At 50.6% G+C, this 18,291-nt stretch carries 17 protein-coding genes; 10 read left to right on the plus strand and 7 right to left on the minus strand.

Annotated features, from left to right (window positions below; all coding sequences use genetic code 11):
• The first annotated feature begins 3 nt into the window (after nt 1–3).
• Nucleotides 4–942: a ring-cleaving dioxygenase gene (locus ACTL32_RS13980; RefSeq protein WP_441342066.1), complete on the plus strand. Its 939-nt coding sequence runs from the start codon at nt 4–6 to the stop codon at nt 940–942.
• A gap of 42 nt (nt 943–984) precedes the next feature.
• Here the strand turns inward: ACTL32_RS13980 and ACTL32_RS13985 are convergent, their stop codons facing one another.
• On the minus strand, nt 985–1,893 hold the full coding sequence (locus ACTL32_RS13985) for a proline dehydrogenase family protein (RefSeq protein WP_441342067.1): 909 nt from the start codon (nt 1,891–1,893) through the stop codon (nt 985–987).
• A gap of 276 nt (nt 1,894–2,169) precedes the next feature.
• Between ACTL32_RS13985 and ACTL32_RS13990 the strand changes: the two genes are divergently transcribed.
• On the plus strand, nt 2,170–3,207 hold the full coding sequence (locus ACTL32_RS13990) for a lactonase family protein (RefSeq protein WP_441342068.1): 1,038 nt from the start codon (nt 2,170–2,172) through the stop codon (nt 3,205–3,207).
• Between the two features lie 38 nt (nt 3,208–3,245).
• Here the strand turns inward: ACTL32_RS13990 and ACTL32_RS13995 are convergent, their stop codons facing one another.
• The gene (locus ACTL32_RS13995) at nt 3,246–3,575 is read right to left on the minus strand and encodes a hypothetical protein (RefSeq protein ID WP_441342069.1); all 330 of its coding nucleotides are present in this window, start codon (nt 3,573–3,575) and stop codon (nt 3,246–3,248) included.
• Between the two features lie 3 nt (nt 3,576–3,578).
• Nucleotides 3,579–4,160: an SCO family protein gene (locus tag ACTL32_RS14000; protein WP_441342287.1), complete on the minus strand. Its 582-nt coding sequence runs from the start codon at nt 4,158–4,160 to the stop codon at nt 3,579–3,581.
• Between the two features lie 243 nt (nt 4,161–4,403).
• Here ACTL32_RS14000 and glgB point away from each other — a divergent pair, with 243 nt between their 5' ends.
• From glgB to ACTL32_RS14030, 6 genes are read left to right on the plus strand one after another with little or no spacing between them, the layout of a single operon-like run.
• A complete protein-coding gene (gene glgB / locus ACTL32_RS14005; RefSeq protein ID WP_441342070.1) occupies nt 4,404–6,290 on the plus strand; it encodes a 1,4-alpha-glucan branching protein GlgB in 1,887 nt (628 codons plus the stop codon).
• A complete protein-coding gene (locus tag ACTL32_RS14010; RefSeq protein ID WP_441342071.1) occupies nt 6,283–7,431 on the plus strand; it encodes a glucose-1-phosphate adenylyltransferase in 1,149 nt (382 codons plus the stop codon). The genes glgB and ACTL32_RS14010 overlap by 8 nt, the downstream gene beginning before the upstream one ends.
• Nucleotides 7,428–8,450: a sugar phosphate nucleotidyltransferase gene (locus ACTL32_RS14015; RefSeq protein WP_441342072.1), complete on the plus strand. Its 1,023-nt coding sequence runs from the start codon at nt 7,428–7,430 to the stop codon at nt 8,448–8,450. Before ACTL32_RS14010 ends, ACTL32_RS14015 begins: the two co-directional genes overlap by 4 nt.
• Nucleotides 8,447–9,883: a glycogen synthase GlgA gene (gene glgA, locus ACTL32_RS14020; protein ID WP_441342073.1), complete on the plus strand. Its 1,437-nt coding sequence runs from the start codon at nt 8,447–8,449 to the stop codon at nt 9,881–9,883. Before ACTL32_RS14015 ends, glgA begins: the two co-directional genes overlap by 4 nt.
• A gap of 9 nt (nt 9,884–9,892) precedes the next feature.
• Nucleotides 9,893–12,283 carry a glycogen/starch/alpha-glucan family phosphorylase gene (glgP, locus tag ACTL32_RS14025; RefSeq protein ID WP_441342074.1) on the plus strand — a complete coding sequence of 797 codons (2,391 nt, stop codon included), beginning with the start codon at nt 9,893–9,895 and terminating at the stop codon, nt 12,281–12,283.
• Nucleotides 12,284–12,299: 16 nt separating this feature from the next.
• Nucleotides 12,300–13,109, plus strand: a complete 810-nt coding sequence (locus ACTL32_RS14030; protein ID WP_441342075.1) for an SDR family oxidoreductase — start codon at nt 12,300–12,302, stop codon at nt 13,107–13,109.
• Between the two features lie 467 nt (nt 13,110–13,576).
• On the opposite strand, the gene ACTL32_RS14035 is transcribed toward ACTL32_RS14030, so the two are convergent.
• A complete protein-coding gene (locus ACTL32_RS14035; RefSeq protein WP_204892769.1) occupies nt 13,577–13,846 on the minus strand; it encodes a hypothetical protein in 270 nt (89 codons plus the stop codon).
• 116 nt (nt 13,847–13,962) lie between these two features.
• On the opposite strand from ACTL32_RS14035, the gene ACTL32_RS14040 reads away from it, so the two are divergent.
• Nucleotides 13,963–15,072, plus strand: coding sequence for an MBL fold metallo-hydrolase (locus ACTL32_RS14040; protein WP_441342076.1), 1,110 nt, complete (start codon nt 13,963–13,965; stop codon nt 15,070–15,072).
• Between the two features lie 5 nt (nt 15,073–15,077).
• On the plus strand, nt 15,078–15,341 hold the full coding sequence (locus tag ACTL32_RS14045) for a DUF3006 family protein (RefSeq protein ID WP_441342077.1): 264 nt from the start codon (nt 15,078–15,080) through the stop codon (nt 15,339–15,341).
• A gap of 63 nt (nt 15,342–15,404) precedes the next feature.
• Here the strand turns inward: ACTL32_RS14045 and ACTL32_RS14050 are convergent, their stop codons facing one another.
• The 3 genes from ACTL32_RS14050 to ACTL32_RS14060 form a co-directional block, all read right to left on the minus strand.
• Nucleotides 15,405–15,707 (minus strand): DUF3219 family protein, encoded by a 303-nt coding sequence (locus ACTL32_RS14050; protein ID WP_441342078.1) that lies wholly within the window; start codon nt 15,705–15,707, stop codon nt 15,405–15,407.
• 5 nt (nt 15,708–15,712) lie between these two features.
• On the minus strand, nt 15,713–16,864 hold the full coding sequence (locus ACTL32_RS14055; protein ID WP_441342079.1) for an acyl-CoA dehydrogenase family protein: 1,152 nt from the start codon (nt 16,862–16,864) through the stop codon (nt 15,713–15,715).
• A gap of 84 nt (nt 16,865–16,948) precedes the next feature.
• Nucleotides 16,949–18,028, minus strand: a complete 1,080-nt coding sequence (locus ACTL32_RS14060) for a YkvI family membrane protein (protein ID WP_441342080.1) — start codon at nt 18,026–18,028, stop codon at nt 16,949–16,951.
• Nucleotides 18,029–18,291 lie beyond the last annotated feature (263 nt).

Genomic DNA, 18,291 nt, shown 5'->3' on the forward strand with positions numbered 1-18,291 from the left:
TGCATGGCAAAAAAGACAGAAGGTATCCATCATATTACTGCAATCGTAGGGGATCCGCAGGAAAACGTGGATTTTTATGCGGGAGTCCTCGGATTGAGGCTAGTGAAGAAAACCATCAACTTCGATGATCCGGGAACGTACCACTTATACTTTGGAAACCATAGCGGAGAACCCGGGACCATCATGACATTTTTTCCATGGGGCGATGCTTATAAAGGACGGATCGGCGATGGCCAGGTTGGCGTCACTGCGTACGCCGTTCCGGTTAACGCTTTGCCGTTTTGGGAAAAGAGATTGGCTGCATTCGGAATTGCTTTTGAAAAAACGGAACGGTTCGGGGAAGCTTCTTTGCAATTCAACGACCCCCATGGCCTTCGCCTTGAATTGGTGGAACGGGCAGAGGGAGAAAAGAATGACTGGGCCTTTGGCGGAACCGGACCTGACACGGCGATCAAAGGATTCGGGGGTGCTACATTGTTCTCGGCCAATGCCGAAAAAACATCGGAGCTCCTTGAGACGGTATTGGGATTTGAACGAGTGGGAGAAGAAGCCGGCTTGATGCGCTTCCGGTCCTCTGCGGACATCGGCAATATCGTCGATGTGAAATTATCACCGACAGGTATGGGGCAGATGGGCGTCGGAACGGTGCATCACATTGCCTGGCGTGCAAAGGACAATGAAGACCAGCTGGACTGGAAGCGGCATGTGGAAGCGTACGGCCTTGGCGTAACCCCTGTGCAGGACCGCAGCTATTTCAATGCCATCTATTTTCGGGAATATGGGGACCTTCTATTTGAAATTGCGACGGACCCGCCGGGGTTTGCGACAGACGAAACGATGGAGGCACTGGGCGAGCAATTGATGCTGCCGCCTCAATACGAACGCTACCGAAGCCGCCTCGATGAAGACCTCGTGCCTTTAAGCGTACGCGAGTTGAAATAAAAAAAGCGCAGCGGAAGCAATTCCGTTGCGCTTTTTTGCGGATTATTTGGAAACCAGGCTTTTCAGCGCCAGGTTCAGGTTCTGTGGACGTTCTGCCAGCCGGCGCATGTAATAGCCGTACCAGTCTTCTCCGAATGGGACGTAGGTCGTAAAGTTAAAGCCTTCCCGCGCCAATTCTTTCTGCATTTCGCTGCGGAAGCCGTAAAGCATCTGGAACTCAAAGCGGTTGAGCGGAATGTCGTTCTCTTTCACAAAACGCTTCACTTCATTGATGATGACGTGGTCATGAGTTGCGATTGAAGTGAATACGGGAAACTGCAGGCGGCTTTTGATCAGCTTCAAGTAATTGCTATCGATATCGCCTGCACTTTGCAGTGACACGTCCGGAATTTCCTTGTATGCGCCTTTTACGAGGCGGAGCCTCACATTTCGGAGAGCTTCCATGTCTTTTTCCGAGCGGTATAAATAAGCCTGGATGACGGTTCCCACGTTATCGTACTCTTTCAAAAGGGCTTCCAGGATATCCAACGTCTGCTGAAGATGGCTGTAATCCTCCATGTCGATATTGATGAAAATAGCGTAATTGGCTGCCACTGCCACGATCTCCTGCATATTTTCCAGACAGAAACCGAAGTCTACATCCAGGCCGACCTGGGTAAGTTTGACGGACATATGGGCTGATACCCCGTGCTTTTGGATGGCTTCAAGCGTTTCCAGGATATCATTTTTTGCTGTCAGCGCTTCTTCGCGGCTGTAAACAAATTCCCCCAAATTATCGATTGTTGCACTGATGCCTTCGGCGTTCAGTTCTTTTACGGACTTCATCATGCTGTCGATGTCCGTCCCGGCTACCATTTTACTGGCTCCGAGTTTCAAGCCCCATTTCTTTGCACCGCTGTTCAACGCTTGATTCTTTGACAAAGCGATAAAAAAGTCTCTTGTAAGCCCCACTTTTTTTCCTCCTATACTTTACGAAAAATCCACTTGGATGGCCTGGAAAACAAAAGGCGCGAGTGTCCTTCGGGTTCATATGCATCGTTGGGACCGGAATTTCATCCCTGCTACTATTATAGTCGATGACAAAGCAAGCACCTAACTTAAAACATACTGGACGAAAATTGAAAGCGGCCCATCCTTCCCGTATACTGGTAAAAGACGGAATATTCTAAAATGAGAAGTTTTTATTGATGAAAAGTTAGCACCGACATTCAGAAAAGGAGGGGGCGCATGCATTACTTGCTGACAGGCTCCTATTCAGGGCCAGAAGAAAATGGGATCAAGCTTTGGCGTTTCGATTCTGCTGCAGGGAAACTAACCGAAGGAGAAGGGATGGCAGGGGTCGATCGGCCTTCTTTCCTGGCAATCCATCCGAATGGTTCGGGTTTTGCAGCGGCGAGCGAAACCGGCAACGGCGAACTGGTCGCCTGCTGGTGCAATCCGGCCGATGGCGTGTTTGAAGAAATCAACCGGCAGCCTTCAAACGGTGATCATCCGGCTCACGTCACCATAGCTGAATCGGAGAACTGGCTGCTTGCGGTCAATTATTCAGGCGGCAACGTCAATGTCTATCCACTATCGCCGGAGGGAGAAATCGGGGAACTGGCCGATTCCGTCCGCCATGAAGGAAGCGGTCCGAATAGGGAAAGGCAAGATGCTGCCCATCCGCATTCCGTCTCCCAAATTCCTGGGACTTCATTTTTCATAGTGCCGGACCTTGGGACAGACACGCTTTATATCTACCGGCTGGATGATTCGGCGGGCAAGCTGTCGCTGCAGCATGAAGTTCCATGCAGTCCGGGCAGCGGCCCGCGCCATGCCGCCTTCCATCCCTATAAAAAAATCATTTACGTATTGCAGGAGTTGAACTCTTCCGTAACGGTATACTCTTTGGGCGAAGGGGCTTCGATGGAAGCTTTGCAAACAGTTTCCCTTCTTCCGGAGGAGTGGTCGGGGGAAAATACAAGTGCGGAAGTGGCTGTATCGGAAGACGGCCGTTTTCTGTATGCTTCAAACCGGGGCCATGACAGCATCGCCGCCTTTTCAATCGGCAACGGCGGCAAGTTGGATCTCCTCGGCTTCGCAGCTTCAGGAGGCGCAGGGCCGCGCCATTTCACGCTGATTCCCGGCGGTGAATGGCTTGTTGCAGCCAATGAGCGGTCCGATTCCCTCCATGTGCTGAAGCTGGCGCCGGACGGAATGCCGGAACCTCACGGAGAACCGGTGGCAACCAAAGCGCCGGTTTGTGTAAAACGGATTGGCGGATAAAAAAGCAGGCAGCGGAAACCCGCTGCCTGCTTTGGTATTCACCAGTCTATCGATTCCTTTTGGATAAAGCCGAGTTCTTTCAAAAAGTCCACTGCAAAACTGTCGTTATTGCCTTCGAAAGCTTTTTCCGTGCATTCGTTGATGGGCGGGTAGCCGATCTCTTCCGCTCCCTTCAATGTCCCGTCTTCGATGAAGTTGGTCGCATCCGACACTTCAAAACAGGAAGGCGCAATGTAAGCGCGGTGGGTATGCTCCAGAATGACCCTGGAATCCGGGGAAGGAACGTTTTCCCTTGGCATCATCAGAAGTGCGATCAGTGCAGCAGCTCCTAGCACGGCAGCCAACACCCATAATTTTTTCCTATTCATCGTTTATTCCTCCGCCAGAAGGATCTTCGCATCAGAAATGATATCCTCGACCGGCGGGTTGACGCCATCATAGGTTTTCATGATCACGCCATTTTGATCCACGAGGTAGAAGCCTGTCCCGTGAAGCACTTGATCCGAATCTTCAGGCTTGCGGGCGACAGTCCGGAAATTGTCCATGGCAAAGCGGTCAAGGAATTCAGGTGCGTATCCTGTCAATAGATCCCAGGAAGCGAGGTCGGCTCCGTAGTTTTCAGCATATGACTTCAGCACCTCAGGTTTGTCGACTGTCGGATCGACGCTGAACGAAACAATCCGGACGTCCATCCCTTCGTCCTTGAACTGCTGCTGCAGGTCCACCATATTCGGAGTCATCGTCAAACAGACGGTCGTGCAATTGGTGAAAACGAAATCTGCAAGCCAAACTTCTCCTTTGAGGTCGGCCAATCCGACTTCCTCATTATCCTGATTCGTAAAAGTGAAATCTTCTATCTCCCAATTCAAGGGATCTTCAATGCCGCTGTTGCAGCCGGTAAGCAATAAAGCGAGAAGCGCAAGCGGCAGAATCCAGAATGTTTTTCTCAAGATGCCCAAATCCTTTCTGTTTTTAACACGTTTGCCTTAAGCGTAGAGGATTCACGGACTTCGGACAAGTACCTAAGCGGAGGTTTATGTGTAAATATTGCGAACGTCTGGAGAGAGTTGTAAAAGGATTGCCATATATTCATTATTTTTTTATTATTCCGATTTTTTCAAGGGTTTTTGGTGCATTGTGTGGAATAATAGTATTTACTAATGATAATAAATGCCAGTACTTTTGGAGGTGCTTGATTGGGCAACAAGAAGCTGGAACTGACTTCCGACAAAATCGCTGAATTTCATCAAGGCCGCATGGTGGATGCGTATCTGTATTTTGGCGCCCATCCGTTTCCGGAAGAAACCACCTTTGCTGTGTGGGTGCCGGAAGCTGCAGAAGTTTCGGTGCTATGCTGGCATCCGCAAAACCCTGGAGAAGAGCGGTACCGGATGGAGCGGCATCCGGCAGACGATTCAATCTGGCAATGCAGCATTCCGGGAGACCGGACAGGTTCCGTGTATGTTTATGAAATCGAGACGGCGGTAGGGGAGCTGCTCAGGAAATCGGACCCTTTCGCAAGAGCCGGAGAAATGCGGCCGGCAAACCGCTCCGTGGTCGCGCCTGTTTCAGCTTACCGCTGGACAGCCGGCGCTTTGCAATTCAAGCGCAATCATTCAGCGCGGCACGCCGAAAAGCCGATGGCGATCTATGAATTGCATATCGGCACATGGAAAAGAAAGAAAAGCGGCGACTTCCTGTCGTACCGGGAGCTTGCTGAATTACTGATTCCTTATGTGAAGAAACAAGGGTTCACCCATATCGAAGTACTGCCGATCACGGAACATCCGCTGGATGAATCATGGGGCTACCAGACAACCGGATATTTTGCGCCGACGAGCCGCTACGGCACAGGCGATGATTTGAAATATTTTATTGGAAAATGTGCAGAAAGCGGTCTCGGGCTTTTCCTGGACTGGGTGCCGGGCCATTTTTGCCAGGATTTGCATGCCCTTGCTTTGTTCAACGGCCAGCCATTGTACGAAGATTCACGGGAAGGTAGAACCATCAACCCCGAATGGGGAACGCTGAATTTCGATGTCAGACGGGGTGAAGTAATAAGTTTTTTGTTGTCGAGCGCCCATTACTGGGTGGAGGAATTCAAATTTGATGGTTTCCGGATGGATGCCTTGATGAAATTGCTGTATATCCCGAACGACGATGCACGAGTCCATAATCCCGAAGGAAAGGCGTTCTTGCAAGGGCTGACCACATCGCTGCGCCGGCATTTTCCGTCCGCGATCTTGATTGCCGAAGATGCCTGGCATTATCCGAAAGTGACAGCTTCCGTGGAAGAAGACGGGATCGGATTCCACTACAAATGGAATTTCGGGTGGATGCACGATACGCTCGGCTATTTCGAAACACCTCCTTCGGCACGTCCAGATGTCCACGACAAGCTGAGTTTTGCATTGACGTATTATTACGATGAAAAGTATATTTCGGTTTTCTCCCACGATCAAGTGGTGGACGGGCAGCAATCCCTGCTCAATCGGCTGCCGGGGAGCCAGGAAGAGAAATTCAAACAGCTCCGGCTCCTGCTGGGGTTCTGGGTTGTTCACCCCGGGAAAAAATTGATTTTTATGGGCCAGGAATTCGGCCATGCCGAGGAATGGAAATTTCAGCCGGAACTGGATTGGTATTTATTCGATTACAAAGCCCACAGGGAAATAGCTTTGTTTACGAAAGATCTGCTCTCGCTGTACCGAAGCGAAAAGGCGCTGTATGAGCTCGACGACGACCGGGAAGGCTTCCTGTGGCTGGACCCGCATAACCATGAACAATCCGTGATAGCGTTTATCCGAAGAGGGAAGCTGCCGGAAGATGAATGCATCATTATTTGCAATTTTTCCGATACCCATTATGGCGCTTTCGGAGTGGGCGTTCCGAGAAATGCGGCGTACCGGCAAACGTTCACAAGCAATGCGTCTATTTATGGCGGGACAGAAAAAGTGGCCGGAACCATCAAAAAAGCAAGGCAAGCTCCGCTCGACGGGCAGGACTATTCCGTTGAAATCGATTTGCCGGCTTATACGATCAGCATCTGGAAACAAAAAAGAGACGGGAGTGACGGGCATGAATAGAAAAGTAGTGGCTATGCTGTTAGCGGGAGGCCAGGGGAGCCGGCTGAAATCGCTGACTTACAATATTGCCAAACCGGCGATACCGTTCGGCGGAAAATATCGGATTATCGATTTCCCATTATCAAATTGCGTTAACTCTGAAATCCGGACGGTCGGTGTGCTTACCCAATACCAGCCGCATATGCTGCACCGGTATATCGGGCTTGGCACCCCTTGGGACCTTGACAGAAGGAACGGCGGGGTGACGATTCTCACGCCTTACGCAGAAATGGATGGGATCAAATGGTATAACGGCACGGCCAATGCAATTTACCAGAATTTGGCTTATTTATTGGAACAGGATCCTGAATTCGTTCTCATTCTATCGGGCGACCATATCTACAAAATGGATTACCAAAAAATGCTGGAATTCCATAAAGCGAATGGAGCAGATGCCACCATTTCCGTCATTGAAGTGCCATGGGAAGAAGCCAGCCGGTTTGGCATCATGAACACTGACGAAAACCTGGAAGTGACGGAATTCGTTGAAAAGCCGAAAGAGCCGCAAAGCAATCTGGCCTCAATGGGCGTCTACATTTTCAATTGGCAGAAGCTGAAGAAATACCTGGAGCTGGACAATAAGAACGAGGAATCTTCCCATGACTTCGGGAAGGACATCATCCCGCTCATGCTCGGGGAAGGCGAAAAATTGGTCGCCTATCCTTATAAGGGGTATTGGAAAGACGTCGGGACTGTAGAAAGTTTATGGGAAGCGAATATGGATTTGTTGAATACGGAATCGGGGCTGAACCTGCATGATCCGGGCTGGCGGATTTTTTCAGCGAACCGGCAGCTGCCGCCGCAAGTGGTCACGGAAACAGGCGAACTGAAAGAAGTATTCGTCAATGAAGGCTGCCTCATTGAAGGGAAAGTGGAGAAATCGATCATTTTCCAAGAAGTGAACGTCCAAGAAGGGGCGGCGCTTTATGAATGTGTCGTCATGAATTGCGTGGTGGTCGGCCGAGGGGCGAAGCTGACTCGGACCATTGTTCCGCCGGATCTTATCATACCGGAGAACTTCGAAATCGGAGTGCCGGGGGGCGAGATCATTCTCCTGACACAAGACATCATAGATGAATGGAAAGGGCGTGCACAAATATGAAATTAGTTGCCGTAGTCGATGCAACTGTAAAATTGCCAGAGCTGGAAGATTTGACGCTATACCGCACTGCCGCTTCCATTCCGTTTGCCGGACGCTACCGGCTGATTGATTTTGTTCTATCGAACGTCGTGAATTCCTCGATCAATTCTGTCGGTGTGTTCCCATCCTCCCCATTCGTATCTCTGATGGATCATATCGGCAGGGGGAAAAGCTGGGATCTTGACCGCAGGCGGGACGGACTGTTTTTCCTGCCTGTTTCGTCCAAAGATATCGGCCAGATGAGTGTCGGCGCGTTTCCGGCATTGGCGGAACACATGAATTTCTTTGAACGGAGCCGCCAGGAATATGTCGTTATCACCAATTGTTTCACGGTGTGCCAGCTGGACTTCGAAGATATGCTGGAATCCCATACCCAATCCGGGGCAGATATAACAGAGGCGGTGAGCGGTGAGACTTCCTTGAAAAGCTATATCTTAAAGAAGGAGCTCCTGATCGATCTGCTGCATACGTACCGTGACAAGCAGATATACAGCATTGAAGACTGTGTCAAGCGGAAAAAGAATTCGTATGTGTTCGGTACATACGAATATACAGGGTATTTTGCCATTATTGATTCCATCCAAAGTTACTTTAATGAATCAATGGCGCTTTTGGATAAAGAAAAGCGGGAGCAGCTGTTCCTGCAGGACCGTCCGATCTACACGAAGGTGAAGGACGAACCGCCTACTCGTTATATGGTAGGATCTTCCGTCAAACGAGCAATGGTGGCAAACGGCTGTACCATTGAAGGGACGGTCCAGGAAAGTATTATCAGCAGAGCCGTAGCCATCAAAAAAGGCGTGAAGCTGGACCATTGCATCATCATGCAAAAATGCACAATTGAAGAAGGATGCGATTTGGCTTATGTCATTGCCGACAAAGGTGTGCATGTCGGTGCCGGCGTCGTCCTCCGCGGAACTGCGGATAAACCGATTGTGCTCCGCAAAGGGGAAAGTGTTTCAAAGGAGGATTATAGATGAACATCATCATGGCCGCGGCAGAATGTGTACCGTTTATAAAAGCAGGAGGGCTGGCAGACGTTATGGGTTCACTTCCGAAAGCCCTAGTGAAACTCGGGCACGAAGTGAAAGTCGTTCTGCCGAAATACGATACAATCCCGCCTGAATACGTTGCGCAGCTTATAGAAGAAAAAGAGCTGGAAGTTCCTTTCAACGGCGGAATGCAGCGAAGCAAAACCTACAGCCTGGTCCTTGAAGGAGCTGAATACTTATTTATTGAAAATGAAGCCTTGTTTTCAAGGGGGAAAATTTACGGCGAGCCGGACGACCATACACGCTTCGGATTTTTGAGCCGTGCCGTATTGGCCGTCGCAGCAGTGCAAGAAGAGCAAGTGGACATTCTGCACGCCCATGATTGGCATACAGCAATCATTCCCTTCCTGCTCAAAGAAGATAGCCGTTATGCAGCGTTGCAGAAGCATACGAAGACCGTGCTGACCATCCATAACCTGCAGTTCCAAGGGAACTTTCCGAAGGACGTCTTTATGGAAGATTTTGAAATGGACGAGTCCTATTATGATGATGGGAATGTCAGCTGGAAAGGGCATTTCAACCATCTGAAGACCGGCATCCTGTATGCAGACCAAGTGACGACTGTCAGTCCGACATACAGGGATGAAATCTTGACGGCGCAATACGGTGAAGGGCTGGAGACGCTCCTGCAGGAAAAAGGGGAAGGGCTGATCGGCATTTTGAACGGGCTGGATACGGCATTCTATAATCCGGCAACCGACTTGGTTATCGAAATGGAATACGACCAGACCACGCTGGAACGGAAAGCGGTCAACAAACGGGCGCTCCAGAAGAAATTCGGGCTGCCGGAACGCGGGGATATCCCGTTGCTGACAATGGTGTCCAGGCTGACCGACCAGAAAGGGATCGATGTGCTGCAAGAGCTTTTGCCGAATCTGCTGAAGTCGGAAGATGTGCAATTTTTGCTGCTCGGTTCCGGGCGGGAGCATTACGAGGGATTTTTCAAAGACCTTTCAAATAGCTTCCCGGAAAAAGTGAAAGTCCATATCGGATTTGACGAGGATTTGGCTCATCTGCTTTATGCAGGAGCAGACATCTTCCTGATGCCGTCGCTGTTCGAGCCTTGCGGATTGAGCCAGCTCATCTCAATGCGCTACGGCACCATTCCTGTAGCCAATAAAACCGGGGGCTTGAAAGACACCATCATCGAATACGATCCGGTCCTGCGGTCAGGCAATGGATTTTTAAGCGATTTTTCAAATCAGCAGACTTTTGAAGATGCTTTAGGGCGCGCGTTATCGCTGTATCAGCAAGAAAGCCACTGGGAAACGATCAAACAGAACTGCATGCAGGGCGATTATTCTTGGCCCCGTTCAGCTGAGAAATATGCGGAGGTCTACAAGAAAATCACTGAAAGGTGAGGATGGCGGATGTTCGAGACAAAAGAGCGGTTCAAAAAGGACTTCATGACGCGCTTGGAACAACGGGAAGAAATAGAATCGCTTCATACCGCCTATTCGGTCCTGAGTGAAATGGTGAAAGAATGGATCAATGACGACTGGCAAGAGACAAAACGGGTGCAGCGGGAAGAGGCGCACAAACAGCTTTATTATTTCTCGATTGAATTCCTGACAGGGCGCATTTTGGGCCAGAATCTGATGAACTTGTCTGTCTATCCCCTCGTCTCGGACGGGTTGGAGGAAATGGGCTTCAGTTTAGCGGAAATTGAGGAACAGGAATTAGAGCCTGGGCTTGGCAATGGCGGTCTCGGGCGGCTGGCTGCCTGCTTCATGGACTCCTTGGCATCGCTCGGATTGCCCGGCCATGGCTATGGCATCCGGTACAAGGGCGGTTTGTTCACCCAGTTCATTAAAGACGGCTACCAGGGAGAAACGCCGACACATTGGATCGATGAAAAAGAAGACTGGGGGGTCCGCCAGGAAAAGTTGGCAAAGAATGTCCCTTTTTACGGAGAAGTCTATCTTGAAGTGGAGGATAACCGGCTGAAACCGGTGCTGCGGGATGCGGTTTGGGTCAAAGCAGTCCCTTATGATATGCCGGTTGTCGGGGCGGGCGGAAAAACGGTCAATACGCTGCGGCTATGGCAGGCGGAGTCGGCATCCTACCCGCTTCCTGAAGGCATGGAACAGCATTTCTACCAGCAGGCAGTGTCAGAGATCTCTGACCGCCTGTACCCTGATGATTCTCAACATGCCGGGAAAGTCCTCCGCTTGCGGCAGCAATATTTTCTTTGCAGTTCATCGCTCCAGACAATTCTCCAAGAACGGGATTATCCGCTTTCGGAGTTGGCAAAGCATGTAGCGATCCAAATCAACGATACCCACCCCGCCCTCGCCATTCCGGAATTGATGCGGCTGCTGATGGATGAACAGGGAATGGTATGGGAAGACGCTTGGGAGATCACCACCCATACGATTTCCTACACCAACCACACCATCCTGCAGGAAGCCATGGAGCGATGGGACAGTGCGCTGCTTGAAGCGTTGCTTCCGCGCATCTATATGATCATTCAGGAAATCGACCGCCGCTTCCATGAAAAGGTCCAGCAGCAGGACTTTGATGAAGCTGCCCTCAAAAAACTGTCCATCATTGAAGGGGGAGTTGTACACATGGCCACCCTGGCAGTGGTCGGAAGCTATAAAGTGAACGGGGTCGCCCGGCTCCATACCGATATATTGAAAATGCGCGAAATGAAAGAACTGAACGATTATTTTCCTCATAAATTCCATAACATCACGAATGGCATCGCCCATCGGCGCTGGCTGGTGAAAGCGAATCCTGAACTTGCCGGTTTGATTTCATCCGCCATCGGTGATGAATGGATCCGGGAGCCGATAAAATTACACGGGTTGAATCCTTTTAGCGGCGATCCTTCTTTCCTACAGGAGCTGCAATCGGTGAAGCTCCTGAAAAAACGGCAACTGGCGGAATGGATCCGCAAACAGCATGGAGCCATAGTCGACCCGGAATCGGTTTTTGACGCGCACATTAAACGGATTCATGGCTATAAGCGGCAGTTGATGAACATTCTCCATATCCAGCTGCTTTTCAACCATCTTCATTCAGATCAAAATTTCCGCCCTCATCCCCGGACGTTCATATTCGGAGGGAAGGCAGCGCCAAGCTATCATTTTGCGAAACAAGTTTTGAAGCTCATCAATGCCATGGCTGATAAAGTGAACAACGACCTGCTGGCCAAAAATCATCTTCGTATTGTGTTTATCGAAGATTACAGCGTCAGCAAAGCGGAAAGGATTTTTCCTGCTTCCGATGTCAGCGAACAGATTTCCACCGCCTCGAAGGAAGCATCCGGGACGGGAAACATGAAGTTCATGATGAACGGAGCCGTCACCATCGGCACTTACGACGGGGCAAATGTAGAAATCGTCGAGCAGATCGGCGAAGACAATGCATTCATCTTCGGGCTGAGCGCCAAACAAGTGATGCAATTTGAAAAGGAAAAAAATTATTTCACGAGTGATACGGTGGCCCACGACCCGGAATTGCAGCTTTTGCTGTCTCAATTGCTGGGCGGAGAATTGAGCGGCGGGATCGATAATGTTTCCTATATCAAAAAGCAGCTGGTCGATGAAAACGATCCGTTCTTTGTTTTGAAAGACCTCCAGCCTTACCGCAAGGCCCATGCAAGGCTGCTGGCAGTTTACGAAGATCCGTCGGCATGGCTGGAAATGAGCGCTGTCAATATTGCGCAGTCGGGCATCTTCTCGAGTGACCGCACCATCCAGCAGTATTCGGACCATGTCTGGAACCTGGAGGAACTGACAAACCATTATACGTAAGGGAAGGAGAAAAGGCATGGCAGATTTGGATTTTGACAACACGGATTTGAAGGATTATAAAGCGAGCGGCGCCCTTGAAGGGAAAGTGGCAATTGTAACAGGCGGCAATAGCGGAATCGGGCAGGCTGTCGCCATCGCCTATGCAAAAGAAGGGGCGAAAGTCGTCATCGGATACTTGGGCGATGAAGAAGCGACTGAAAAAACCTTGAACCTTATTGAAAAGTACGGCGGCGAAGCGAAAGCGCTTAGCGGGGACTTAGGAAAATCGGAGAATTGCGAAAAACTGGTCCGTTTTGCGCTCGACTCGTTCGGGCAGATCGATATTCTGGTCAACAATGCTGGCTATCAATACCCTGAAACATCGCCGCTCGATATCACGGATGAGAACATGTTGAAGACGTTTGAAATCAAGGCGTTTGCCATGCTCTACCTGACGCGGGCGGCGCTGCCGCATTTGAAGAGGGGCGCACGCATTATCAACACAGCTTCCATCAATGCGTACCGAGGCCATTCGGATTTGATCGATTATGCCGGGGCGAACGGGGCTATGGTCTCCATGACGCGCTCGCTCGCCCGGCGCCTCGTCCGCGAGGAAATTGCAGTGAATGGCATTGCACCGGGGCCGATCTGGACGCCCCTCATCACGAAGACATTCGGAGGATTGAATGAAAAGGTCGCTGAAGACTTCGGCCAGGATGTTCCCGCGGGGCGCCCGGGGCAGCCGTATGAGCTTGCAAAAGCGTACGTCTTTTTGGCGGATCCGCAAAATTCCTATATGACCGGGCAGTTTTTGCACATCAATGGCGGAGATTACATGTCTTCCTAAAACACGAAAGGGGCCGTCTAAAAAGGCCGCTGTCCATTGCGGCGGACGCTTTCCGCGGGCTCGCGCCGAACTAGCAAAGAACTTGTGCTCCTGCGCAAGCTCGTCGCAAATACTTGCCCTCGCAAGCTTCGGTCAAGCATTGACTAGCGTCCGAGTGGATTTCGGCACTTCGCTATCCCGCTGGTAAAACCGGTGCTCCTGTCTCTGCATTGCACCTGCATCGCTATGCTAGCTTCGGTGCATGAAAAACCGTCGCTGCGCTAGCTTCGAGACATGAAAGGGCGTTGCATCGCTTCGCTGCTTCGTCGCAAACAAGTTGGCCGAACTGCCTTCGGCCAACTTGTTCGCCGCCTCCATTCCCAGCAGTCATTTATAGCAAATTGAAAAGACCGGAGGAGAAAAAGCATTGCTTTTTCTCCTCCGGTCTTTAGTTTGGAGCTTTTTAGAAAGCCCCTTTTTCCATTCCCTTAAACGCGGAATAGATGGTCCATCTTATTGGTCTGCCTTTTTACCGCTTCAAGTTCTTTAAATAGGAGGTTGACGTCAGCTTCCACATCCCGGTTTTTCGCCCGTACATCTTGCCGGATATCGGTCAGGTTCTCCATCGTCAATGCGCTGTTATGCCGCAGCAAGTCTTTCAGCTCTTTTTGCCCGGCTTCCAGCTTTTCCAATTTGCCGTTAGTTTCTTCACGGAAATCCCGCAGTTCAGCCAACATCAATTTCAACAAGTCCTCCAAGCTGACGCCCTCCTTTTCCAACGGATGTTTTTTTCCATTCTATCATAAATCAGGCTCGAAGAAGAACGCCTGGCGCCCGATATGGTAAAATTCAGTAAGGAAAGAGGAGAGGGAATGTGAAAAAAACAAGATTGAAAGAGCTCTATTTATTGTTGCTGCCATTGCTTTTAGCAGGCTGTTTGAACCAGCCGGGAACAGAACCGAAGAGCGGAAGTGAAGGGGCGGAAACCGGTGAGCCGGCTGCTGGCGGAAAAAGCGGAGACGGGCTTGTTGCCCACTTTATCGACGTTGGCCAGGGGGATGCGACGCTCTTTGAATTTGATGGCTATACGGTGCTGATCGATACGGGAAATTGGAACGGTGAAGAGACCGTTGAATACCTGGAAGCGCAAGGCGTGGAGAAACTCGATATTGTTGTCGGTACCCATCCGGATGCCGACCATATCGGCCAGCTTGACCAAGTGCTGGAACAAATCGAAACCGGCGAAGTGTGGATGTCTGGAAACGCCAGTACATCAGACGTTTTCATCCGGGCTCTCGAAGCGATTGAAGCAAACGAAGTGGATTATTATGAACCGCGGGCCGGAGAAACGTTTGACGTCGGGAAAATGGAGATCGAAGTGCTCCATCCCGAAGAAGTGACCGGCCAGGCGAACGAGGAGTCCATCTCGCTGAAACTTACGTATGGGAACGTCCGGTTCATCATGACCGGGGATGCGGGAGTGAAAGAAGAGCAGGAGATGATCGACAGAGGCGCGGATTTGGATGCGGAAATCCTCCATTTGGGGCACCACGGTTCGAACACATCCACAAGCAACGCCTTTTTGAAGGCCGTCTCGCCGGAGGTGGCGATCTACAGCGCCGGGCTTGATAATTCATATGGCCATCCACATGCTGAAGTCTTAGCCGCTGTCGAGAATGCCGGTGCCGAAGTATATGGGACCGATGTAAACGGCACTATCCGTGTGAAGACTGATGGGACATCTTATGAAATCGTGGAGAAACAAGAAGGGGTTCCTGTTGAAGGGAAAAACCGCTGCATCGATATCAACATTGCCTCATCAGCCGAGCTGCAGGAGATTGACGGAATCGGGCCGGCATTTGCGGAAGACATCATTGCGGCCCGGCCGTTTGAGTCGCTTGACGAACTCGATGCGATCAAGGGAATCGGGCAAGGAACAATCGACGCCATCAATGAACAAGGGCTGGCATGCATAGGGGAGTGAATGGGATGAAAGGGATACTGGACCGGATTGAAGATGGCCGGCAGGCGGTCATTCTGATCGAAGAGGAGCAGCGGGAAATCATTTTCCCGGCAGATCGCCTCCCGCCGGGAAGCAAAGTGAATTCCTGGTTCGATATTGTGCTTGAAGACGAAGAAATCACATCGATTTCCCTTGATGCGGAAACCGCGGCAGCAAAAGAGCGCCAAGTGCAGGGCTTGCTGCAAAGGCTAAGGGGAAGGCGGAGCAGAAGCCGCTTCAAGCGGAAATAAAACGAGGGTCCGGCTGCTGCCGGACCCTCGTTTTGTTCTATCTAAGTTTTTATTAAAGAAGGGCTACTGGCGTGCCGCTTCATCTTTTTCGGTCAATTCCAGATGATAGTCGGCGACTTCATTGCCGAGGTAAAGGTTTGTCACTGAAGTGGAATAATTGGTGATGGCCGCCTGGAAATCTAGGTTTTTCTCGGGCACACGGACATGGAACTCCATCTCGTACAATAGAACGGCCACATCATGGTAATCTTCGCTTGTCACTTTGAAATCAAGGACGATCTTTTGGCGCTTCGGTTCGGCGGTTTGTTCTTCTGAAAAACGGACGGCTTCTATCAGCCGGTCATTGAGGTAAACATGGACAGGCATTTGCTTCACTCCTTTTTCTGGCTAGATTCAATGGCCTGCTGTGCGAGCCGGGCCTTCACCATGTCTTCCATCGGCGGATTGTAGAGCCCGGCCCGCACATTCAGGTAATGGCGATGCATCGGGTTGGCTTCTGACAATGCGCGGGAACCGACGATTTTCATGGCTTGGTCGACAACAGTCATGGCCGCTTGGGTGACGGCGATTTTCGTGGCATCCAGCGCTCCTTGCAGCACTGATTTATCCGAAGCGTTTTCATAGCGTTCGACAGTGCCGTATAGCAAATGGCGGGCCGTTTCGAGCTCGAGCTCCATTTCGCCGATGGCCTGGCGGATGTTGGGCGTCTCAGCAATGGGCTTCCCTAAAGATGCAGGGGTATACGAAACAGCAAAGTCAATGGCATAGGTCCGGGCTGCTGCCGCTATCCCGATATAGCAGGCAGGGATGTGGAGCAGCCAGCCTTTTGCCGGGACCGCGGCATTTGACGGCTTCAATACGTGTGAAGCAGGAATCCGGACGCCTTCGAGCCGCAGCGTCTGGCTGGCCGTGCCTCTCATGGACATACTGTCCCAAGATTCAAGGATCTTGACGCCGGCCGCAACACGCGGGATGATGACGGTGATCACTTCATCTTTGGCGGTGCTGGCCGTTACAAAAAAGAAATCCAGGGCCGGCGCCATGGAGACATAAGTTTTTTCGCCAGTGATGATTAGGTCACTGCCTTCCGGAACCGCTGTGGTACGGGGCAGCGCGCCTCGCGTCGGGCTCCCGGCGTTGCTTTCGGTTGCCGCCGTATTAATCAATGCCCCGCCGCGGAGTTCTTTCATCAGCCATTGGGCTGAATGGGCATGCCAATGGCGGTTTTCAGCAAACTCCAGCACGATTCCGGTGTGCCACCCGATTGACAGGCCGGTCGGACCCGAGGCTTCCGAGATGGCTTCCTGGGCCAATATGTATTCATAAAGCCCGAATCCTTGGCCGCCGTATTCCTTGGGGAGCGTCAGCGTATGGTAGTCCAATTTCTTCAAATCTTCAATATTGCGGAACGGAAACGAACCCGCCGCATCTAGCGCCGGCTCCCGCTGCTGAAAGGAAGGGCCCAGCGCACGGATGCCCTCGATCAGTTTTTGCTGTTCCGCTGTTTTGATAAACGCATCCATAACATGGCTCCTTCCAAAAAGGTTACTAAAACCATAACATGAAAAGCCGCCAAAGCGGGTGCAGCATGCTTTGGCGGCTTTCATTCAATTGCTGTTCAGGCTGCTTTTCACTAATGCGGGTTTGCCCGGCCTTTTGATGTCTGTCCAGATCAGCGCTGCTACCAGGAAGAACCCCAGGTAACCGACAATCGGATAGAACATATTCACCAGTTCGGTGAAACCGACAAAACTCAATACGTACGAAACAATTCCGACAACCACGACGAAAATCTTGAACTTCGGCGTGCCGGAGTGCATGAAGCGCGCAGAGAACGCATAGACCATGCTGACCGCGGTATTGAAAATCATTCCAAACAAAATGAACGACATGGCCCAGCCGACGATAGGTGAAATATCATTCGCGATTTGAAGCATCGGCATTTCTGCGCCGCCGACTTCGTCCACTTTCGCGAAAATCGCCAAATGGCTCAAAATGATCAAAACGCCTAGCCCAAGGCCGCCGAAAAGGCCGCCGCGTGCTGCAATTTTTTCGTCTTTTTCAGTACTGCCCATGACAATGGCCATTGAAGCGCCGACGGCAATGTTGAAAGAGGCATAATTAAGTGCTGATAAGAACCAGTTTGGCACTGCTGACAACTGCTCTTTAGCAATCGGGTCCAAAGCGGCAAAGGACGAATCCATCGTAGCCAGGCTATAAATCGCAAGGACGATGACCGTCAGGATGAGGAAAGGCGTGATGCTGCCGATGATGGCGATTACTTTTTCCACATTGAGCATAATGGTCAAGATGACCAAGACCACCATCACTGTGCTTCCCAACGCTGCCGGAAGATTGAATTGCTGGGTGAAAATCGAGCCGGCTCCTGCAATCATGACGACGCCGACGCCGAACAATGTAAAGATGATTATGTAATCGACAATCGTGCCAAGCAATCTTCCGCTGATGCCGTAGATAACTTCTTTGTGGGAAGTTTTTTGCATGCGGCTGCCAAGCCGCGTCAAGCTCATGCCAAGGTAGGCGAACATGGTAGTCGATATAAGAGCAGCTAAAATGCCCATGATGCCAAAACTTGTGAAATACTGCAAAATCTCTTGTCCGGAAGCAAAACCTGCACCAACAATAATGCCGATAAATGCGCTTCCCATTTTCAAACTCTTCTTCATGATGTTCCCCCTTATAGGTATTTTCTTATTCTTGAGAGGTTTCAAAAACGTGAATTTAGAAAATTAACCTTTTTCAAATATAGCAATATCAGCTGCTTAAAACAATGATTAATATGTAAGGGGTTACAATGGACCTATAATTACTGGCAGTATTCATGTATTATCCATGAAAAGTTTGTGAATCCATGCATAAACAAATAGGCTGCAATAACTTTAGGGAAATGCAAAAAACCGCCCTGCATAAGGGCGGCCCTACCTGTCAT

This window comes from Planococcus sp. FY231025 (assembly GCF_052078085.1).
Taxonomy (GTDB): domain Bacteria; phylum Bacillota; class Bacilli; order Bacillales_A; family Planococcaceae; genus Planococcus.

What these genes read in the sequence shown, in the direction of transcription:
- ACTL32_RS13980 (WP_441342066.1), top strand. Translation starts at nt 4, where the DNA reads ATGGCAAAAAAGACAGAAGGTATCCATCATATTACTGCAATCGTAGGG.
- ACTL32_RS13990 (WP_441342068.1), top strand. Translation starts at nt 2,170, where the DNA reads ATGCATTACTTGCTGACAGGCTCCTATTCAGGGCCAGAAGAAAATGGG.
- ACTL32_RS13995 (WP_441342069.1), bottom strand. Translation starts at nt 3,575, where the DNA reads ATGAATAGGAAAAAATTATGGGTGTTGGCTGCCGTGCTAGGAGCTGCT.
- ACTL32_RS14010 (WP_441342071.1), top strand. Translation starts at nt 6,283, where the DNA reads ATGAATAGAAAAGTAGTGGCTATGCTGTTAGCGGGAGGCCAGGGGAGC.
- ACTL32_RS14015 (WP_441342072.1), top strand. Translation starts at nt 7,428, where the DNA reads ATGAAATTAGTTGCCGTAGTCGATGCAACTGTAAAATTGCCAGAGCTG.
- glgA (WP_441342073.1), top strand. Translation starts at nt 8,447, where the DNA reads ATGAACATCATCATGGCCGCGGCAGAATGTGTACCGTTTATAAAAGCA.
- glgP (WP_441342074.1), top strand. Translation starts at nt 9,893, where the DNA reads ATGTTCGAGACAAAAGAGCGGTTCAAAAAGGACTTCATGACGCGCTTG.
- ACTL32_RS14030 (WP_441342075.1), top strand. Translation starts at nt 12,300, where the DNA reads ATGGCAGATTTGGATTTTGACAACACGGATTTGAAGGATTATAAAGCG.
- ACTL32_RS14045 (WP_441342077.1), top strand. Translation starts at nt 15,078, where the DNA reads ATGAAAGGGATACTGGACCGGATTGAAGATGGCCGGCAGGCGGTCATT.
- ACTL32_RS14050 (WP_441342078.1), bottom strand. Translation starts at nt 15,707, where the DNA reads ATGCCTGTCCATGTTTACCTCAATGACCGGCTGATAGAAGCCGTCCGT.
- ACTL32_RS14055 (WP_441342079.1), bottom strand. Translation starts at nt 16,864, where the DNA reads ATGGATGCGTTTATCAAAACAGCGGAACAGCAAAAACTGATCGAGGGC.
- ACTL32_RS14060 (WP_441342080.1), bottom strand. Translation starts at nt 18,028, where the DNA reads ATGAAGAAGAGTTTGAAAATGGGAAGCGCATTTATCGGCATTATTGTT.